Here is an 18,024-nt window from a genome sequence, read left to right on the forward strand (position 1 = left end):
AGCGTGCCGCCGGCGCGGGGCAGGTCACGATTTGGTTGGGATCGCCGTACCAGGGGTTGGTACCCGCGGGCACGTACGGCTTGGGGTCGCGGCACTCCCGGGGCGTGGCCGCCCGCTTGCCCTCGACGTCCGTGCACGGGATGTTGCGCGACCCGCGCACGCTGTTGGCCGGGGTGTCCATCGGGATCTTGCAGTACGTGCCCGACGGCAGCGGCTGCATGCTGGTGTCGGCCGGGGACCGCCACTCCGACGCCGGGATGAAGCCGGTCAGGCAGGGCGGCGGCTGGTTGATCGATAAGGCCAGGTCCAGCGCCGCCATGTTCGGGAACGGCGCGGCCACCGTCTGGGCGATCGACGCGCCCTGAGGCAGGAACACCAGGACCTGCTCGACGCCGGTGTGGTAGCGCTTGAGCAGGTCGAACACCACCTCCAGATTCGCCAGTGTCTGCGGCAGCGACTCGCGGACGTCGTTGAACACGTCGTTGACCTGATCGGCCGTCGGCGCCGCCTGACGCAGGATGCTCTTGACGTGCGAGTCCTCCTGGGCGGACTGCGCGCCCAGCCGGTTCAGGTTGCGCGCCCAGCGTTCGATGGCATCGCCCGACTTGACCTGGCTGTCGAGCACCGGGCCCGAATTCTGGATGATGTCGTTGACGTCGGTGATGTTCGTCTTGAAATCACCGACGATCGCCTGCGTGGAGTCCACCAACCGCTGCAGGGCGGGACCCAGGCCGCCGACGGATTGCGCCGTCTCGTCCAGTAATTGGCCGATCTTGTCCTTGGGCAGCACGGCCAGCCCACGGTTGGCCGTGTCCAGCGCCGGGCCGATCTCCGCGGGCACCGTGCCCTTGGTGATCGTCTGACCCTCGGACAGGAACTTGCCCGGATTCCCGGTCGATTCCAGGTCCAGGTACTGCTCACCGACGGCCGACACCGAGTGGACGTTGGCGGTCGCGTCGATCGGGATCTTGTAGCGGCTGTCGATGCTCATCGTCGCTTCGGCGCCGCGCTCGGTCGGTTCGACGTCGGTGACCTTGCCGATCGTGATGCCTCGATACGTCACGTTCGCCGTCGGGTACAGACCGCCCGACGCCGGCAGTTCGGCCTTCAGCGTGTACCGACCGATGCCGGCCAGGCTCGGGAGCTGCAGGTAGTACACCCCGAGCACGAGGATCGAGATGACCGTCAGGATTCCGAATGCGATCAGCTGGCGTCTGATGAAAGGAGTCAGCAATTCCTGTCCCCCCTTTCCACCAGCGGCCCGCCGGGCGCGTCATTCGGGTTCGGCGTGTAGCGCACGTCCGGGATCATCGTCTCGGGGTCACGCCCGAACGACTGCTCGAGCGCGCGCAGCGCGCCGGACAACCCGGTACCGGTGAGGAACGCGTTGTCGACCGAGCTGTAGGTCACGTCGAGCGTCAGCGAGATATTGATGTAGTCACCCCGGAAGATCTTCGGCACGGTGTCGATGTCGAACGGCTGGGTCAGGATCAGCTTCAGCGCGCCGATCAGATAGGGCGAGGCGCGCCCCAGCTCCTTCAACGGGCATTGCAGCGCCTGCAGGTCGGTGTGCAGCGGCCCGCGGGCTTCCGACAGGTACTGGTCAGCGGCCTGGCTCAGCCGGCCCACCGCGTCGACGGCGTTGATCAGCAGGTTCTTGGTGTCGGCGAAATGCTTGATCAGTGGCGGGATGTCGGTGAGCACCCGGTCGAGGACGTCCGCCCGCGCGCCGACATAGGTCAGCAGCCGGTTGGTCGAGTCGATCGCGTGGGTGATGTCATCGCGCTGCTGGTTGAGCTGGCTGGTGAAGGTGTCCAGCTTGCCCAGGAAGGACCGGATCGCGTCGCCCCGCCCGTTGAAGATGTTGTAGACCTCGTTCTGCAGCACCTCGAGGTTGGGGATGCCGCCACCGCGCAGGATCAGCGACAGGCTGGCCAGCGTCTGCTCGGTGGTGGGATACGCCGAGGAGTTCTTCAGCGGAATGGTGTCGCCGTCCTTCAGCAATTCCTGCGACGGGTTGGGCGGCGCGGCCAGCTCGACGTGCTGGGAACCCAGCAGTGAGGTCTGGCCGATCTTGGCGATCGCGTTCTTGGGCAGCTTGGTGTTCTTGTCGACACCCAGCGTCAAAGTGGCGATCCAGTTCTTCAGCTGAATCTTCTTGATCGACCCGACGAAGACGTCGGCGACCATCACCTTGCTGTTGCCGTTGATCGCCAGCGTGTCCGGCACCTGCACATAGATCGTCATGGCGCCCGAGCCGCTGCCGGGACCACCGGGGATCGCGACATTGGAGATGCCGCGCCAGCCGCACGAACTCAGCACCAGCGCGGCCATCAGCAGGACCAGGGCCTGCCAGGACCCGCGGCGAATCGGCGGGATCAGCCTTCGCAATACGCTCACTGGCCACCCCCGATGTCAGCCGGCACCGCCGGCCCGCCGGCGTTGGGCGCCGGCGCCGCGACCGGCGCCGGTGTCGGGGCCACCGGACCCGGGGCCACGCCCGGCCCGGGTGGCGGCGGCTGGATGGGTACCGGCGCGTTCAGTCCGATTGGCGGCACGATCGGGTTCTCGTCGTACGCGTTCGGCGGTCCCGGCGGCGTCTGCAGGTTCGACTGGACGGGCGCGATGTTGGGGCCTCCCATGAGCTCGGACAGCGAGTCCGGGGTCATCAGACCGGCCGTGATGGGTCCGACCTGCTGGCCCTGCATCCCCGGCGCGACGATCCAGCCGGGCTGGGTGTTGCGGTGCGACGTCGGGGTGTCGGGAACCCAGATGCCGGGCACGGTGGTGTCCTTATAGCCGTTCGGCGGGTGCAGCCGATCCTCCGAATAGGCCACCTGCTTGGGCAAGGTCTCGGCCGTGCTGAACAGGTTCGCGCCGAACGGCAGGTAGTTGAACTTGATGGCGTCGAGGATGGGGGCCAGGTACTGCGCGCACAGCTCCGCGGACTCCTGGTATCCGAGCCGGCTGCCCGCCTGGATCGAGCTGCAGATGAACTGCATCGGGTTGGCGAAGTTGGTGATCGCCGGGATGGCGACCACCGACCCGTGCGACGGGTGATAGATCTGGTTGATGTTCGCCGCGGCCGTCGGGAGGACGTGCAGCGCGGTCTCCAGTCCGTTCAGCGGGTCCGGCTGCAGGATCGTGTTCGTCACCGTGGCCAGGTTGTTGATGTCGTAGGTCAACACCTCGCGGTTCTTGTCCAAGAACGGCCGCACGGTCGACAGCAGACCGTCGAACTGCTCGATCGCGTTCGCCAGGTCGTTGTCGTTGTGGGCGAGCCGGGTGGTGAAGTCCGCCAGGTTCTGGTTCAGCGCGACGAACTGCTGGTCGTCCTTGTGCAGCGCGTTGACGAACAGCGCCAGGCTCTTCACCACCGCGAAGAAGTCGCCGCGGCCTTCGTTCAGCGCGTTGAGCGCCGACGACAGGTTGCTCAGCGTCGTGTTGATCTCTTTGCCCTTGCCGGCCAGGCCGTTGGCGTAGGACTCGATGACCTCACCGAACGGGCCGGTCGGCTGCTCGGGGGTGGGGCCCAGCTTGGAGATGATGTTGGTGATGCTGTTGCGCAGCTGGTCCCACTCCACCGGGACCTGCGTGCGCTCCTCGGGGATCACCGCATTGTCGGCCAGCACCGGGCCGCCCTTGTATGGCGGCTCCAGCTGGATGGCCCGCGACGCCACCAGCGTCGGGTTCAGGATCACCGCGTTGGCGTTGGCGGGAACCCGGTACTTGTTCTCGTAGTGGAAGGTGACCTTCATCTTGTCGCCGGCCGGCTCGATCTTGTCGATCGCGCCCACCCGCAACCCCATGATCTGGACCTTGTCGCCCGGGTAGAGCGCGTTGGCCGCCGGGAAATAGGCCACCACGGTGTTGTTGGTCAGCTTCTCGAAGAGCCGCCAGCCGACGAACCCGACGACCAGGGCCAGCACGATCACCAGCGAGCCGATGATCACGGTCGCCCGGGTCAGCTTCGGTAGCCGGATGTTTCGGATGTCAAAGGCGGTGCTCAATTCTGGCTACCTCCCCCGGCAGCGCCGCTGCCGCCCGTTCCGCCCGGGTTGATGAAGGGCGCCGGCAGCTGGTTCCCCGGCCCCGGTGGGGCCGCGGGTCCCGGCGGGAAGCCCGGCGCGAACGTCGACGGCGGCGGCGTCGGCCCGGCCGGCGCCAGGTTCTCGGTGCGCGCGCCCGGCGGCGCCTGCGCCGGCAGCGGCACGGGCGTGCCGGGAACGTCCGGCGGCGGGTCGCCCGGCCGCCCGGCGATCGGGATGCCCGGCGTCGGGGGCAGGCCGCCCGGGTTCGGCGGGGAGGTCATCACGTCGACCGGCGCCGGGAAGCCCGGGCCGCCGAACGGTCCGATGCCCCCGCCGGCGCACGGCAGCGGGTTCCACGGCCGCGGCAGACCCTCGTCGCCGACGGTCACGTTGCCACCCGGGTTGGCCGGGGTGTAGGAGCAGGGCGACCCGGGAGGAACGGCCGGCCCCGGGTGCTCCGGAGTGCCTTCCAGCACCGGGGGTGCCGGCGGCGGTGCGCCGTTGGGCAACCGGGTGCCGTTCGGGTCGGGCCACCGGAATTCGGGCAGCCCGGCGCTGCGCCAGAAGTTCTCCGGGTCGATGCCGCGCTTCTTGAAGGCGGCATCCACCCACGGCTGGATGATCTGGTACAGCGCGAGGTTGTGCAGGACCACCTTGAAGAACGGTCCCGACGCGATGGCCTCGTTCAGGGACGGCAGGAACTTGCCGACCTCGGTGAGCCCCGCGGCGACGTCGTCCTTGCGTTCCTTCAAGATGTCGCTCACCGTGCGCAACTGTTCGAGCACGTGGTTGAGGTTCGGGTTGTCGTTGATGAAGCCCTTGACCTGTTCGGAGAAGGCGGCGACGTTCGCCAGCAACGCGTTGATGGCCTGGCCGCGCTCGTTGAAGGCCACCAGCAGGTTCTTCGCGTTCACCAGCAGGCGGTCGACCTGGTCGCTGCGGTCACCGAGGACGCTGGCCACCTGGTTGGCCTGGGCGAGCAGATGCTTGACCTGTTCGTCGCGCTTGCCGATGGTGTCGGAGAACTTGGCCACGCCGTCCAGCGCGGCGCTCAGGTGCGGGTAGGTCTGGTCGATGGTCTGCGACAGGACGTGCAGCGATTCCTTGACCGTGTCGATGTTCCAGCCCTGGGCGGCCTTGGTGACATCGAAGAACGCGTCGTAGATCTGGTAGGGCGTGGTGCTTTGACCGATGGGTAGCGAGTCGCCGGGCCTCAGTTTCTGATTGCCCCGGGCCTCGACGTCCAGGATCTTCTTCCCGAGGATGGTGTCGGTCTTGATCGCCAGCCGGCTCTCGGTGCCGATGGTTGCGGTGCCCATATTGAACTTGACCAGGATGTGGTCGCCGTCGATGCTGATGGCCTCGACCTTGCCGACGTCCACGCCGGCGATGCGCACCTTGTCGCCGACGCCGATGCCGCCGGTGTCGGTGAACTGGCCGTAGTAGTGCGGTTTGGCCATCAGCATCGGCACGCTGGTGAAGCTTTGACCGACGCCGATGACGAGCAGCGTCACGATGATGCCCATCAGGCCGATGCGAACCCGGTTGGGTGGTTCCAGTGTCCTCATTGCGGGGTGCACCTACCCGTCGGCTGCTGGAAGAGCCGGACCGTGCGGACCGGGCCACCGGCCTGCAACCCGTTGATCTTGAGGGTGATGTCGCAGGCGTAGAAGTTCACGAAGTCGCCGTAGGAGCCGATGGCGCGCCCGATCATGTTCAACGCGGTGGGCACCTTCTTCAGGTAGTCGTTGAGCCCATCGCGCTGGTCGATGAGCGGCTGCTGGATCGCATCCAGGTAGTTGAGGGTGTTGTGCAGCAGCCCGCGGTCCTCGGCGAGCAGATCGGCGACCGTCCCGGCGGCGTTGCTGATGTGCGCGGTCCCGCCCGCCAGCTGGTCGCCGTGGTCCTTCAGCCCCGTGATGAGCACCTCGAGGTTGTTGACCGTCTGGTCGAACTGCTGGCGGTGGCGGACCGTGGTGTCCAGGACGATGTTCAGGTTCTTGATGACCTCGCCGATCGCCTGGTCACGTTCACCGAGCTGGTTGGTCAGCTGCGCGGTCTGGTCGAGGATGTCGTTGATGGTGCCGCCCTGGCCCTGGAACACGGTGATCAGCGCCGTCGCGATGGTGTTCACCTTCTGCGGGTCCAGCGCACGGAACAGCGGCTTGAAACCGCCGATCAGAGCATCGAGGTCCAGCGCGGGCGAGGTCCGCGACATCGGGATGAAGCCGCCCGGCGGCAGCACCTTCTCGGCGCCCTCGCCCTCGCCGCGCTTGAGCTCCAGGTAGCGGTTGCCGATGAGGTCGAGGTAGCGGATCTGCGCGGTCGTCGACTGGTACAGCGGCACCGAGCGGTCGACGTTGAATTTCACCCGCGCCCGCTTGCCGCCGTCGGCCAGCTCGACCGTGTCGACCTTGCCGATCTCCACGCCCGAGGCGCGGACGAACTGGCCCGCCCGCAGCCCGCTGACGTTGGTGAATTCGGCCGAGTACGAGTTCGTGCTGTCGAACCGCATCTGGCCGAATACGACGATGATCATCACAGTGAAGATCAGCAGCACCAACGAGAAGATGCTGAGCCTGACGATTGTTCCGGTGATTTTCATGGGTTGATCGTGTTGTCCCCTACTTGGCGGCCCCAGACGTACTCGATGGCGTACGGCGAGCCGGTGTCGAGGTGGTTGTACGGCGCGATGCTGTTGCCGCTGTCCATCACCAATTCAGGTGCCGGCCACAGGTCGTGGGTGATCTGCTGCCAGCAACCGGGGGCGCCCCCCGGCCCGCCGCGCGCGTTCACCCGCGGCAGGTTCTCCGGGTAGGTGTACGGGTTCGGCGCGCCGCCGATGAGCCCTGCGAGCCCGCCGACCAGGCTGGCGAGGGTCGCCACCGCCGACACGGGGTTGGCCAGCAGCCCCAGCCCGGACAGGGCCTCGGTGTGGGCGCTCAGCGAGTAGCCGTTGCCGCCCAGGAACGACGAGGCCTTCGGCTCGATGTCGTGGTAGTTGCGCAGCGTGCAGAAGATCTCCGGGCTGTAGGTGTCCAGCAGCTGGGCCGAGGGCACCAGGTCCTCGGCGCCGCGCGCCAGGTAGGGGCCGCCCCGGTTGAAGATGTCGGCGCCCGTGTTGCCGAACCCGGCCGCGGACAACAGGGCCTGGTCCAGATCCTTCTGCTGCGCGTTGATCGTGCGCGAGGTGATGACCGCGTTGTTGAGGAAGTCGATTAGGTCGGGCGCGGCGTTGGCGTAGGTGTCCCCGAGCGCCGCCAACCCCTGAATGTCGCGGCGGGCCTGGGGCATCTGCGGGTTGACGTCATCGAGGATCGCGTTCGCGTTGACCACCGATTGCCCGAACCGGTCGCCCAGCCCGGTCAGCGCCTGGGCCGCGGCGCTCAGCGTCAGGTTCAGCTTGACCGGATCCACCTTCTCCGCGATCGAGGTGACGGTCTGGAACAGCGTGTTGATCTCCGTCGTCACCGACCGCGCGTCGATCACGGTGTGCGGGTTGAGCTTCTGCGACGACGGGTTCTTCGGCGTCGTCAGCGACACGTACTTGCCGCCGAACACAGTGGTCGCCTTGATGTCGGCGTTCACGTTGGCCGGGATCAGCGAGAGGTACCGGGGGTAGACGTCCAGGGTGAACTTCGCGGCCGGCTTGCCGTCCCGCACGGTCTCGGAGATGTTGGCCACCCGGCCGATCTCCACCCCGTTGTAGGTGACCTTCGAGCCGGGATCCATCACCAGCCCGGCCCGCGACGCCAGCATGGTCAGCTTGGTCTTGGGTGTGAAGTCGCCGCGGAACTGCCCGTAGACCAGAACCAGCGCCACGAGGGCGATGATCAGCGAGGCGATGCCCGCCAGCTTGTACGGCGGGTTGCGGGGTTTGTTGACCTTCACCGGTGACGTCATGGCTACACCGTGAGCGCGAAGTTGGGGTTGACGCCGTAGAGCGCCAACGCGGCTGCCAGAACCACGACCTGGACCGACACCAGCGAGAAACGCATCGATCGGCCGACGGCCTCTCCGACGCCGACGGGTCCGCCGCCGGCGTTGTATCCGTAGAAGCAGTGGGTGATCATCACGACCGCCGTGATGATGATGGCCTCGAGGAACGACCAGAACACGTCGTCGGGACGCAGGAATGTCCGGAAGTAGTGCTCGTAGGTTCCGTTGGATTGCCCGTACAGCACCGTGGTGGTGATCTGGGGGGACAGGAACGACATGATCATCGCCAGCGAGTAGAGCGGAATGATGACGACCAGCCCGGCCATGATCCGGGTGGTCGCCAGGAACGAGATCGACTTGATGCCCATGACTTCCAGGGCGTCGATCTCTTCGCTGATGCGCATGGCCCCCAGCTCGGCGGTCGCGCCGGCGCCGACGGTGGCGGCCATCGCGATGCCGGTGACGACGGGGGCGGCGATGCGGACGTTGATCAGCGCGGCGAAGAAGCCGGTGAACGCCTCGACGCCGATGTTGCCCAGCGAGGCGAAGCCCTGAATGGCGACCAGGGAGCTACCGGACAGGGTCACGAAGCCGACGATGGCCACGGTGCCGCCGATGACGGCCATGGCACCGGTGCCCATGCCGATCTGGGCGATCAGCCGCAGCGTCTCCTTGCGGTAGTTGCGCAGCGCGTGCGGGATGTGGCCGAGGGCCACCGCCCCGAACCACGCCATCTGGCCGACGTCGTCGAGCCCGCGGGCCGCGGCGCCGCCGTAGCGGTTGAGGTTTTCGGCCGCCCGCGGGAAGCGGGCGCGCAATACGGCAGAGGTCGACATGTCAGTGGCCCGTTCCGAATCGCACGCCGATGGTCGTCAGCACCACGTTGACCGCGTACAGCGCGACGACGCAGAGCACGACGGTCTCGTTGACGGCGGTGCCCAGTCCCTTCGAGCCGCCCCGCACGGTCAGGCCGCGATAGCAGCCGACCAGCCCGGCGATCAGGCCGAACGTGGCGGCTTTCACGGTCGCGATGACGACCTCCGGCAGGCCCGTGATCGTGGTCAGGGTGGCGAGGTAGGCGCCGCCCGAGACGTTTTGCAGGTAGACGCCGAACAGGTAGCCGCCGACCAGGCCGACGGTGATCACCAGGCCGTTGAGCAGCGTGGCCACCAGCGTCGCGGCGATCACCCGCGGGACCACCAGCCGGTGGATCGGGTCGATGCCGAGCACCTCCATGGCGTCGATCTCCTCGCGGATGGTGCGGGCGCCGAGGTCGGCGCAGATGGCCGTCGACCCGGCGCCGGCCACCACCAGCACCGTGGTGAGCGGACCGAGCTGGGTGACGGCGCCGATCGCCGCGCCGGCTCCGGACAGGTCCGCGGCCCCGAACTGGGCCAGCAGGACGTTGAGCGTGAAGATCAGCAGGACTGTCAGCGGGATCGACACCATGATGGTCGGCAGGAAAGCCACCCGCATGATGAACCAGCACTGCAGGACGAATTCGCGCCATTGGAACGGCCAGCGGAACAACGCCCTGCCGGTGAGGACGCACATCCGGAAGAATCCCCCGATGAGCGTCAGCGGGGTCTGCAGTTGGTCGCGTACATAGCCGACCAAGTAGGGGCCCCGTCGACTCGCCGACGTTGAAGTCACCGCTGCCCCCTCCAGCTGATACCGCCCGCCTCTCGGCGCGGCGGCGGATCGTGTCGCACGCCTCTCCCCCTCACGGCTCCGCGGCTGAGGGCACCCCCACCCCTCGCCGTCCCCCGCAAGCGGGAGGTACGCCCAACGCGGCCGGGGAGGCCCCCGTTTCGCCCCGACCCAACGTGTGTGACCATCGGCTCCCTACTGACAAGTAGTAACGGAGACCACAGGAATGTACCCGATGGCCATGCACGTGTGAACTGCATCTGCACAATTAACCCTTCGTCAACAGCGGGCAAACGTTACAGGTTTCGTCAGCTTTCCTCCCTGCCCGTAAATTCTCTTGCACCGGAACGGTTTTCATCGATATTTGCGGTTCCGTAACGGATCCGTAGCTCAGTCTTGAGCACCTTACCGGCGGGGTTGCGCGGCAACGCGTCCACGATCTCGAGGGCCTTGGGATGCTTGTAACGTGCCAGCCGCTCGGCCAGGAACTCCTGGAGCTCGTCGAGCAGCAGCTGGTCGCCCGCGACGGCCGCGACCGCGATCGGCACCTCGCCCCACTTCTCATGGGTGCGGCCGATGACCGCGACCTCGACGATGCTCGGATGGCTGGCCAGGACGTTCTCCACCTCGGCGCAGTAGATGTTCTCACCGCCGGAGATGATCATGTCCTTCTTGCGATCCACCACCCAGACGTAACCCTCCTCGTCCACCCGGACGAGGTCGCCGGAGTGGAACCACCCACCGGCGAAGGCCTCCGCGGTGGCCTCCGGGTTGTTCCAGTAGCCACTCATCAAAGTTGGTGCGCGATAGACGATTTCGCCGACCTCGCCGATCGGCACGTCGTTCATGTTCTCGTCGACGACGCGTGCGGCCACGGTCGGGATCACCTTGCCGACCGAGCCGCGTTTACGTATCGCGTCCTCGCCCAGCAGCATGCAGGTGACCGGCGACATCTCGGTCTGACCGAACGCGGCCAGGATCTGGGTGCCGGGAAACGTCGCCGACATCTCGCGCAGCAGCGCGTCGGGCGCCGGCGCGGCTCCCCAGGACATCACCCGCAGCCTCAGGTCGCGGGGCCGTGCCTGTTGCTCGGCGCAGACGGCCTGCCATTGCGCGGGCACCAGGAAGAGGCCGGTGACCTTCTCTTCGGCCAGCACGTCGAGCAGTTGCCCCGGCTCGAACGCGCCGAGCGGGTAGATCACCGTCGGGGTGCCCAGCAGCAGCCCGGTCAGCATGTTGCCGATGCCCGCGATGTGGAAGAACGGGACGCCGACGAAACCGACATCGCTGTTGATGTCGGCGCCGTTGGTGTACAGGCCGGTCATGGTCTGCCCGGTCAGGTTGGTGTGGGTCAGCACGGCGCCCTTCGGGCGGCCCGTGGTGCCCGAGGTGTACATGATCAGCGCCGGCGAATCGTTCGGGATGTCGACGGGCTCATGCGTAGCCCCGTGCTCGTTGATCAGGTCTTCGTAGCCGAGGACGCTGTCGTCGCCCGCGCCGCCGGCCACGATGATCGCGCCTACCAGCGGCTCGACGTCGCGCACCCCCGCGGCCACCGGGGCGAGCACCGATTCGGTGATCATCACCCGCGCTTCGCAGTCCTGGACCAGGAAGGCGATCTCGGCGGGAGTGAGCCGGAAGTTGAGCGGCACGGCGATGGCGCCGAGCATGTTGACCGCCAGCACCGACTCGACGAATTCGGTGCGGTTGAGCATCAACACCATGACCCGGTCGCCGAAGCCGACTCCCCGACGGCTCAACGCATCGGCCAGCGCCGCCACCCGCTGCCGCAGGTCCCCCCACGTCACGGTCCTGCCCAGGAACCGCAGCGCCGGGGCGCCCGGTTGCATCAGGGCGTGCCGTTCGAGCTGGGTCACCCAATTCTGCCGCCGGGACAGGTACGGCTGCTCCGTCCCCTGCGCCAGATGGCTCGCTAATTGCGCGGTCAACTCCGGCCTTTCCCTTCACTCGCGCACCGCTTGCGCCAGGTTGATATTTGATAAAACATGGTGTTGTCTGGGTCACATTATGGCCTGAAAGCCCTGCTGACAAGCCCCGACAAAAGTTTCAAACCAACCTCCGCGAAGCCCCCGAAAGCCCTGGCAGCCCCCGTGAACGCACCGATATCCACGCGACTGAGGCGCCGACGGCCACTGCGCCGGGCGCAGTTGTCCGACGAGGTCGCGGGTCACCTCCGGGCCGCGATCATGTCCGGGGCGCTCCGGCCGGGGACGTTCATCCGCCTCGACGAGACCGCGGCCGAGCTCGGCGTCAGCGTGACGCCCGTGCGCGAAGCGCTGCTGAAACTGCGCGGCGAGGGCATGGTGCAGCTGGAACCGCACCGCGGCCACGTCGTGCTTCCGCTGACCCGCCAGGACGTCGAGGACATCTTCTGGCTCCAGGCCACCATCGCCAAGGAGCTGGCCGCCGCGGCCACCGACCACATCAGCGACGCCGAGATCGACGAGCTCGAACGCATCAACGAGGCGCTCGCCGCGGCCGTCGGGTCCAGCGACGCCGAGACCATCGCGGGCATCGAGTTCGCATTCCATCGGGTCTTCAATCAGGCGAGCGGGCGGATCAAGCTGGCGTGGTTCCTGCTCAACGCCGCGCGGTACATGCCGGTGCTGGTGTACGCGGCCGATCAGCAATGGGGCACCGCCGCCGTCGACAACCACCGGCAGCTGATCGCCGCGCTGCGCCGGCGCGACGCCGCCGCGGTGATCGAGCACACCGTGTGGCAGTTCACCGACGCGGCGGCCAGGCTCACGGAAATCCGGGACCGCACGGGCATCTTCGACTAGCGGCGGTCGCAAGCGCGGCGAAGCCGGGCGCCGCGGGCCGGCGCGATAGATCCACCGCGGTCGCAAGCGCGGCGAAGCCGGGCGCCGCGGGCCGGCGCGATAGATCCACGGCGGTCGCAAGCACGGCGAAGCCGGGCGCCGCGGGCCGGCGCGATAGATCCACCGCGGTCGCAAGCGCGGCGAAGCCGGGCGATGGGTCTATCGCCTTCAGGACGAGCCCGCGGCCAGCTGTTCGGCGCGCCGCTTCAGGCTTTCGGCGAGGTGGTCCAAGACGTTGCCGACGAGCTGCTTGACCATCGGCGCGGGAACCGGCATCGAGGTCTCGACGTCCAAGTCCACGGTCAGCAGGCTCGATGTGCCCATCTCCACCACGCTGAACAGCTGCTCCTGCTTGGTGAAGAGGTCGCCCTGCTGCAGGACGGTCTGAATCTGGTTCTCCGCCGGGTAGTAGACGGCCTGGATGAACACGCTCTGCATGCCTTGGTAGTCGGTGTCGAGCCGCAGCTGGCTGGGGCGCCCGTCGTCGTAGCGGGCGAGCACCCAGAGGCCCTTGATCTCCTCGTTCCACTGCGGGTAAGCCTCGAAGTCCGCGACGATCGCCATGATCGAGGCGGCGTCGGCGCTGACCTCGACGGTCTTGCTCATAACTGGCATTGGCGAAGCATAGCCGGGTGGGCGACGCGTCCCGGCGGTGCGGCCCGGGCGGCGATTTCTCGCGAAAGCCCCGGCGCCGCGGGCAATCTCGGGCCTATCGGTCCACGCGCGCCGTCGACAGCAGCGACCGGACGGGGTCGGGGATTTCGATCGGCTTGCGGCTGGTGCGATCGACGTAGACGTGCACCCAATGGCCCAGCGCGGTGATCGGCTGAGCCTGCCCGTCCAGCGCGGCCCGGAACACGCCGAGCCGGTAGGTGACGCTGCTGCGGCCCAGCCGGGTCACCGCCAGCCCCACCATGAGGCCCTCGGGGAAATGCAACTCGGAGAAGTACCGGCAGGCCGACTCGGCCACGATGCCGAGTGCGGGCGTGGTGAGCGGGTCCAGCCCGGTGCTGGTGTTGATCCAGGCGTTGATGGCGGTGTCGAACAACTGGTAATACACGGCGTTGTTCAGGTGGCCGAACATGTCGTTGTCGGCCCACCGCGTTCCGACCGGCCACAGCACCGGGAAGTCGTCGCTGGTGAGCCCATCCGGTGCCGGCGGCACCGCCGGAGCCGGCGGGACCGGGGGTTCCGAAGCCATGGTTGTATTCCAGCATGGTTCAGATTCGGGGGGCCGTGCTGGACCGGATCGGTCTGGCCCGCCCGTACGCCGAGTCCCGGCCGATCCGCGTCGTCGATCTCGACCTGGATCCGCCCGGCAGCGGTGAGGTGCTGATCCGCGTCGAGGCGGCCGGCGTCTGCCATTCCGACCTGTCCGTGGTCGACGGCAACAGGGTGCGGCCGGTGCCCATGCTGCTCGGGCACGAGGCGGCCGGAATCGTCGAGCAGATCGGTGACGGAGTCTCGGATCTCGCGATCGGTCAGCGGGTGGTGCTGGTGTTCCTGCCGCGGTGCGGCCACTGCGCGGCCTGCGCGACCGGGGGCCTGACCCCGTGCGAGCCGGGCAGCGCGGCCAACGCCGCCGGGACGTTGCTGGGCGGTGACATCCGGCTCAACCAGGCCGGCCACCGCGTGTACCACCACCTCGGGGTGTCGGGCTTCGCGACGCACGCGGTGGTCAACCGGGCCAGCGTGGTGCCGGTGCCACCCGACGTGCCGCCCGAGGTCGCCGCCCTGCTGGGCTGCGCGGTGCTGACGGGCGGGGGCGCCGTGCTCAACGTCGGCGATCCACAGCCGGGGCAGACGGTCGCCGTCGTCGGCCTGGGCGGTGTCGGCATGGCGGCGGTGCTCACCGCGCTCAGCTACGACGGCGTGCGCGTGGTCGCCGTCGACCAACTGCCCGACAAGCTGGCCGGCGCGCGGGCCCGGGGCGCACACGAGGCGTACACCCCGCAGCAGGCCGTCGACGCCGGCGTGAAAGCCGCGGTGGTCGTCGAGGCCGCCGGCCATCCCGCCGCCCTCGAGACGGCGATTGCCCTCACCGCACCGGGCGGCCGGACGATCACCGTCGGGCTGCCGCCACCGGATGCACGAATCTCGTTGTCGCCGTTGGGTTTTGTTGCCGAAGGACGGTCGCTGATCGGCAGCTACCTGGGCTCGGCGGTGCCCAGTCGTGACATCCCCCGGTTCGTCGCGCTGTGGCAGTCGGGCCGGCTCCCGGTGGAGGCGCTGGTGTCCTCGTCGATCCGGTTGGATCAGATCAACGAGGCGATGGACAACCTCGCCGACGGCGCCGCCGTCCGGCAGCTCATCAGGTTCGACTAGCCGCTACCGCCCGCCATTTCCACCGGCGAGCGTGCGTGTCTGTGCGACGACACGCCGTTGACGGCGGCATTCTGCGCACGCTCACGCGCGACGGCGCCAGCCGCTACCGCGGGTGCAGGGGAGCGACGGGTTCCACAGCCGCGTCCGGCAGGCGGTGTTCTTCGATGTATTCCCAACGGATTTGGTAGCCCAGTCCGGGCGCCGACGGTATCTCGACGAAGCCGTCCGGTGCGAGGGGGTCGCACGGCGCCGTCAGGTACGGCGGCGCGGCGTCGTAGCGAGCCCCGGGCCCGAGCAGGCCGCGCTCGTAGTACTGGCAGACGTCGTCGCTGGTGGCGCCGAGGACCTGCAGGTTGCCGAAGCCGCTCATGTGCAACTCGCACCGCATGCCGACGGCCTCGCACATCCCGGCCAGTTTCATCACGCCGGTGATGCCGCCGCGCAGGACGTCGATGCGGCTGATGTCGGAGGCATGGCGCAGGATCCAGTCCGCGCGGGTGTAGATGCCGCCCTCGGCGATCTCGGGAGAGCAGATCGGGATGTCGAGGTCGTCGCCGAGCCGCCGGTAGGACTCGACCCGGTACTCCGGCATCGGGTGCTCGTACCAGTAGAAGCCCAGCCGCTCCAGCTCGCGCCCGACCCGCAGCGCGTCCTCGTAGGTGTGGTAGGTCCCCCAGGGGTCGAACATCAGTACCATCTCGTCGCCCACGGCGGCCCGAACCTCGCGACACACCCGAATGTCCCAGTCCACAAACGACGGCCGTGGGAGCGCGAACTGACCTGTCGCCGGATTCCAGTAGTGGTAGGGGTGAATCTTGTAGGCGCCGTAGCCCTGGCGCTTGCAGTCGACGGCGTGTGCGGCGTATTCCTCGGGCGATCCGAGATTGTTGAAACTGCTGGCATACGCCCTGACCCGGTCCCGTGCGCCGCCCAGCAGTTTGCGCACCGGCACGCCGGCAGCTCGGCCGGCCAGATCCCACAGTGCCAGATCGATTACGCTGCAAACGTTTTCGGGAAGTTTCGCCGCCCACAGTTGGCGCCAGATCTCGGCCCGGTCGAACGGGTCCTGACCGGCGAGCAGCGGGCTCAGGAATTGGGTGATGATCGCCCGGTCCCCCGGCAGCAGGCCGTCCTGGTCCCCGTGGAAGTGGCCGCCGAAGTAGTAGCCCTCGATGCCCTCGTCGGTGATCACCTTGGTCACGGTCTGCACCACGCGGTAGTCGGTCATCAGCTGGCCGAACGAGATTCGGTCGACCCATGTCTCGAACGGCACGACCTCGAGGCCGGTGATCTTCATGGCAGCACATTCTGCCGACGGTCCGGGCGCTCAGAGTAGAGGCGAAGGTCCCGCACCGGTCTCGTGCAAGGCGCTGCCGAGGGCGTGCGCCTGAAGCGCGAACAGGCGCGCGGACGTCGGCGAATCGGGCAGCAGCGAGTCGAATCCGTGGCAGGTGCGGGCGAAGACGTGTAGTTCGGCCGACACCCCGGCCCGGAGCAGGCGCAGCGCATAGTCGACGGCCTCGTCGCGGAAGGGATCGATTTCCGCGCAGGTGATCAGCGCCGGGGGCAGATCATCGAGCCGGGTCCGCCGCGCGGGCACGGCCGATTCCGGCACGGTCGTTGCGCACAGGTAGTGGCCCCACATCAGGTCGGCGGCCTCACCGTCGAACGCCGGGCTGGCACGAAACTCCTTCTTGGACGGGGTGACTCGATCGTCCAGCACGGGCTGGTGCAGCAACTGGAAGACGACCGGCGGCACTGAGCCGTCGGCCGCCGCTTGTGCCAGGCACGCCGCCAGGGTGGCGCCGGCGCTGCTGCCGGCGACGGCGATCCGGGTGGGATCCAAACCGAGTTTGCCGGCGTCGGTCACGACCCACCTCAGCACGGCACCCGCGTCGGCGAGCGCGGCCGGGTAGGGGTGCTCGGGCGCCAGCCGGTAGTCGACCGACACCACCGTGCAGCGGCCGCGGCGGGCCAGTTCGACGCATTGGCGATGGTCGGTGTCCAGGTTTCCCAGCGCGAACCCGCCCGCGTGGCAGTAGACCACCACGGGTGCCGGTGAGGACCCACCGCGATAGATCCGCACCCGCACAGGGGGGTCGGCCGGCACCGTCTCTTCGCCGACCTGGACACCGCGCGCGTCGGTCTGTTCGGCGGCCGCGCGGCGGCGCTCGTTGAACGGGTCGCGGGTGAGTTCGATTGAGCGGAAGGAAAAGTCCGTGCGGGTGATCGCGAGGGCCCGCAGTTCGGGGTGAAGCCGGTCGGCGCCGTCCGGTGCCGTCATCGGATCTGCACGCATTGGCCGCCGTCGACGACCAGTTCAGCGCCGGTGATGAACGACGCGTGCCCGGAGACCAGGAACGCGACCGCGTCGGCGACCTCGTGCGGTTCACCGATGCGCCCGAAGGCCGACGACGCGGCCAGTCGCAGCTGCGTGGCGTCATCGAGCATCGGGGTCGCGATCGGTCCGGGGAACACGGCGTTGACCCGGATGCCGAGGGGGGCCAGTTCGGCGGCGGCGTTCTGCGTCAGCCCGCGCAGCGCCCACTTCGCCGAGCCGTAGGCGGCGTGGTGGGGGAAGGGCCGGATGGCGCCGGTGCTGCAGATGTTGACGACGGCCGCACCACTCGCCGCCCGCAGGTGCTCCAGCGTCACGTGAATGCCCAGGAATGCACCGAAACAGTTGATCCGCCAAGAGCTTTCGAAGGCATCGGCGGTCTCGTCGGCCAGCGATGCGCGGTGCAGCGCCCCGGCGTTGTTGACCAGCGTGGACAGCGCGCCGAAGTGATTGATCACGGCACCCACGGCGGACCGCCATCGCGGCTCCGAGGTCACGTCGAGTTCGATCGCGATCACCCCGTCGTCGCCCAATTCGTGCACCAGGCCGCGCAACTCGTCGGCGCGGCGGTCGCACGCGGCCACCGAATAGCCCTCCGCGCGTAGCCGTTTGGCGATGGCCCAACCCTGGCCGCCGGCCGCGCCGGTCACCAGGGCGACGCGTTCGTTCATGACGGCGTGACCTCGGGGGTGTCGGACAGGCCACGGCCCGTGACGAACTGGCACCGCCGCCGCCGGAACCGCCACCGTCCGTCGGCGCGGACCAGTTCATCGTCGTACAGCGCCGGCCGCAGGTGCAGGTCGCCCGCCCGCACGAACAGGACCTGCGACCGGGCGCTGGCGGTATCGTCGTCGACGTCGATCCGGGAGACCCCCGTCAGGTGCAATCCGCGCGGGGC

At 68.2% G+C, this 18,024-nt stretch carries 17 protein-coding genes; 2 read left to right on the forward strand and 15 right to left on the reverse strand.

Annotated elements, in window-relative coordinates; all coding sequences use genetic code 11:
- The 9 genes from A9X03_RS12845 to fadD5 all read right to left on the reverse strand — a co-directional run.
- On the reverse strand, positions 1 to 1,234 hold a 1,234-nt coding region (locus tag A9X03_RS12845; RefSeq protein ID WP_068261353.1), incomplete at its 3' end, for a virulence factor Mce family protein.
- Entirely contained in the window at positions 1,228 to 2,334 is a 1,107-nt protein-coding gene (locus tag A9X03_RS12850) for a virulence factor Mce family protein (protein ID WP_231972843.1), read from the reverse strand. The genes A9X03_RS12850 and A9X03_RS12845, both read right to left, overlap by 7 nt.
- 62 nt (positions 2,335 to 2,396) lie before the next feature.
- Entirely contained in the window at positions 2,397 to 4,010 is a 1,614-nt protein-coding gene (locus tag A9X03_RS12855; protein WP_067756121.1) for a virulence factor Mce family protein, read from the reverse strand.
- Positions 4,007 to 5,599: a virulence factor Mce family protein gene (locus tag A9X03_RS12860; protein WP_067756124.1), complete on the reverse strand. Its 1,593-nt coding sequence runs from the start codon at positions 5,597 to 5,599 to the stop codon at positions 4,007 to 4,009. Before A9X03_RS12860 ends, A9X03_RS12855 begins: the two co-directional genes overlap by 4 nt.
- Entirely contained in the window at positions 5,596 to 6,636 is a 1,041-nt protein-coding gene (locus tag A9X03_RS12865; RefSeq protein ID WP_067756127.1) for a virulence factor Mce family protein, read from the reverse strand. The genes A9X03_RS12860 and A9X03_RS12865 overlap by 4 nt, the downstream gene beginning before the upstream one ends.
- A complete protein-coding gene (locus A9X03_RS12870; protein WP_067756129.1) occupies positions 6,633 to 7,934 on the reverse strand; it encodes an MCE family protein in 1,302 nt (433 codons plus the stop codon). The genes A9X03_RS12865 and A9X03_RS12870 overlap by 4 nt, the downstream gene beginning before the upstream one ends.
- Positions 7,935 to 7,936: 2 nt before the next feature.
- The gene (locus A9X03_RS12875; protein ID WP_067756132.1) at positions 7,937 to 8,806 is read right to left on the reverse strand and encodes an ABC transporter permease; all 870 of its coding nucleotides are present in this window, start codon (positions 8,804 to 8,806) and stop codon (positions 7,937 to 7,939) included.
- A 1-nt stretch (position 8,807) separates the two neighbouring features.
- A complete protein-coding gene (locus A9X03_RS12880) occupies positions 8,808 to 9,623 on the reverse strand; it encodes an ABC transporter permease (RefSeq protein WP_067270001.1) in 816 nt (271 codons plus the stop codon).
- A gap of 305 nt (positions 9,624 to 9,928) precedes the next feature.
- On the reverse strand, positions 9,929 to 11,569 hold the full coding sequence (gene fadD5, locus A9X03_RS12885; protein WP_068261356.1) for a fatty-acid--CoA ligase FadD5: 1,641 nt from the start codon (positions 11,567 to 11,569) through the stop codon (positions 9,929 to 9,931).
- Positions 11,570 to 11,731: 162 nt separating this feature from the next.
- Between fadD5 and A9X03_RS12890 the strand changes: the two genes are divergently transcribed.
- Positions 11,732 to 12,424 carry a GntR family transcriptional regulator gene (locus tag A9X03_RS12890; protein WP_082950169.1) on the forward strand — a complete coding sequence of 231 codons (693 nt, stop codon included), beginning with the start codon at positions 11,732 to 11,734 and terminating at the stop codon, positions 12,422 to 12,424.
- Between the two features lie 207 nt (positions 12,425 to 12,631).
- On the opposite strand, the gene A9X03_RS12895 is transcribed toward A9X03_RS12890, so the two are convergent.
- Positions 12,632 to 13,078, reverse strand: coding sequence for an SRPBCC family protein (locus tag A9X03_RS12895; RefSeq protein ID WP_067756138.1), 447 nt, complete (start codon positions 13,076 to 13,078; stop codon positions 12,632 to 12,634).
- A 94-nt stretch (positions 13,079 to 13,172) separates the two neighbouring features.
- Positions 13,173 to 13,664, reverse strand: coding sequence for a thioesterase family protein (locus A9X03_RS12900; protein WP_068261359.1), 492 nt, complete (start codon positions 13,662 to 13,664; stop codon positions 13,173 to 13,175).
- 14 nt (positions 13,665 to 13,678) lie between these two features.
- Between A9X03_RS12900 and A9X03_RS12905 the strand changes: the two genes are divergently transcribed.
- Complete coding sequence (locus A9X03_RS12905) at positions 13,679 to 14,788, forward strand: alcohol dehydrogenase catalytic domain-containing protein (RefSeq protein ID WP_068261372.1); 1,110 nt, start codon at positions 13,679 to 13,681, stop codon at positions 14,786 to 14,788.
- Between the two features lie 103 nt (positions 14,789 to 14,891).
- On the opposite strand, the gene A9X03_RS12910 is transcribed toward A9X03_RS12905, so the two are convergent.
- The 4 genes from A9X03_RS12910 to A9X03_RS12925 form a co-directional block, all read right to left on the reverse strand.
- A complete protein-coding gene (locus tag A9X03_RS12910) occupies positions 14,892 to 16,085 on the reverse strand; it encodes an enolase C-terminal domain-like protein (protein ID WP_068261362.1) in 1,194 nt (397 codons plus the stop codon).
- 30 nt (positions 16,086 to 16,115) lie between these two features.
- Entirely contained in the window at positions 16,116 to 17,072 is a 957-nt protein-coding gene (locus tag A9X03_RS12915; RefSeq protein WP_068261365.1) for an alpha/beta hydrolase, read from the reverse strand.
- Positions 17,069 to 17,797 (reverse strand): SDR family NAD(P)-dependent oxidoreductase, encoded by a 729-nt coding sequence (locus tag A9X03_RS12920; protein ID WP_068261368.1) that lies wholly within the window; start codon positions 17,795 to 17,797, stop codon positions 17,069 to 17,071. Before A9X03_RS12920 ends, A9X03_RS12915 begins: the two co-directional genes overlap by 4 nt.
- Positions 17,794 to 18,024 (reverse strand): nuclear transport factor 2 family protein (locus tag A9X03_RS12925; protein ID WP_197696066.1); only part of this gene is annotated, 231 nt, incomplete at its 5' end. The genes A9X03_RS12920 and A9X03_RS12925, both read right to left, overlap by 4 nt.

It is taken from the genome of Mycobacterium sp. E1715 (assembly GCF_001667625.1).
Lineage (GTDB): Bacteria > Actinomycetota > Actinomycetes > Mycobacteriales > Mycobacteriaceae > Mycobacterium.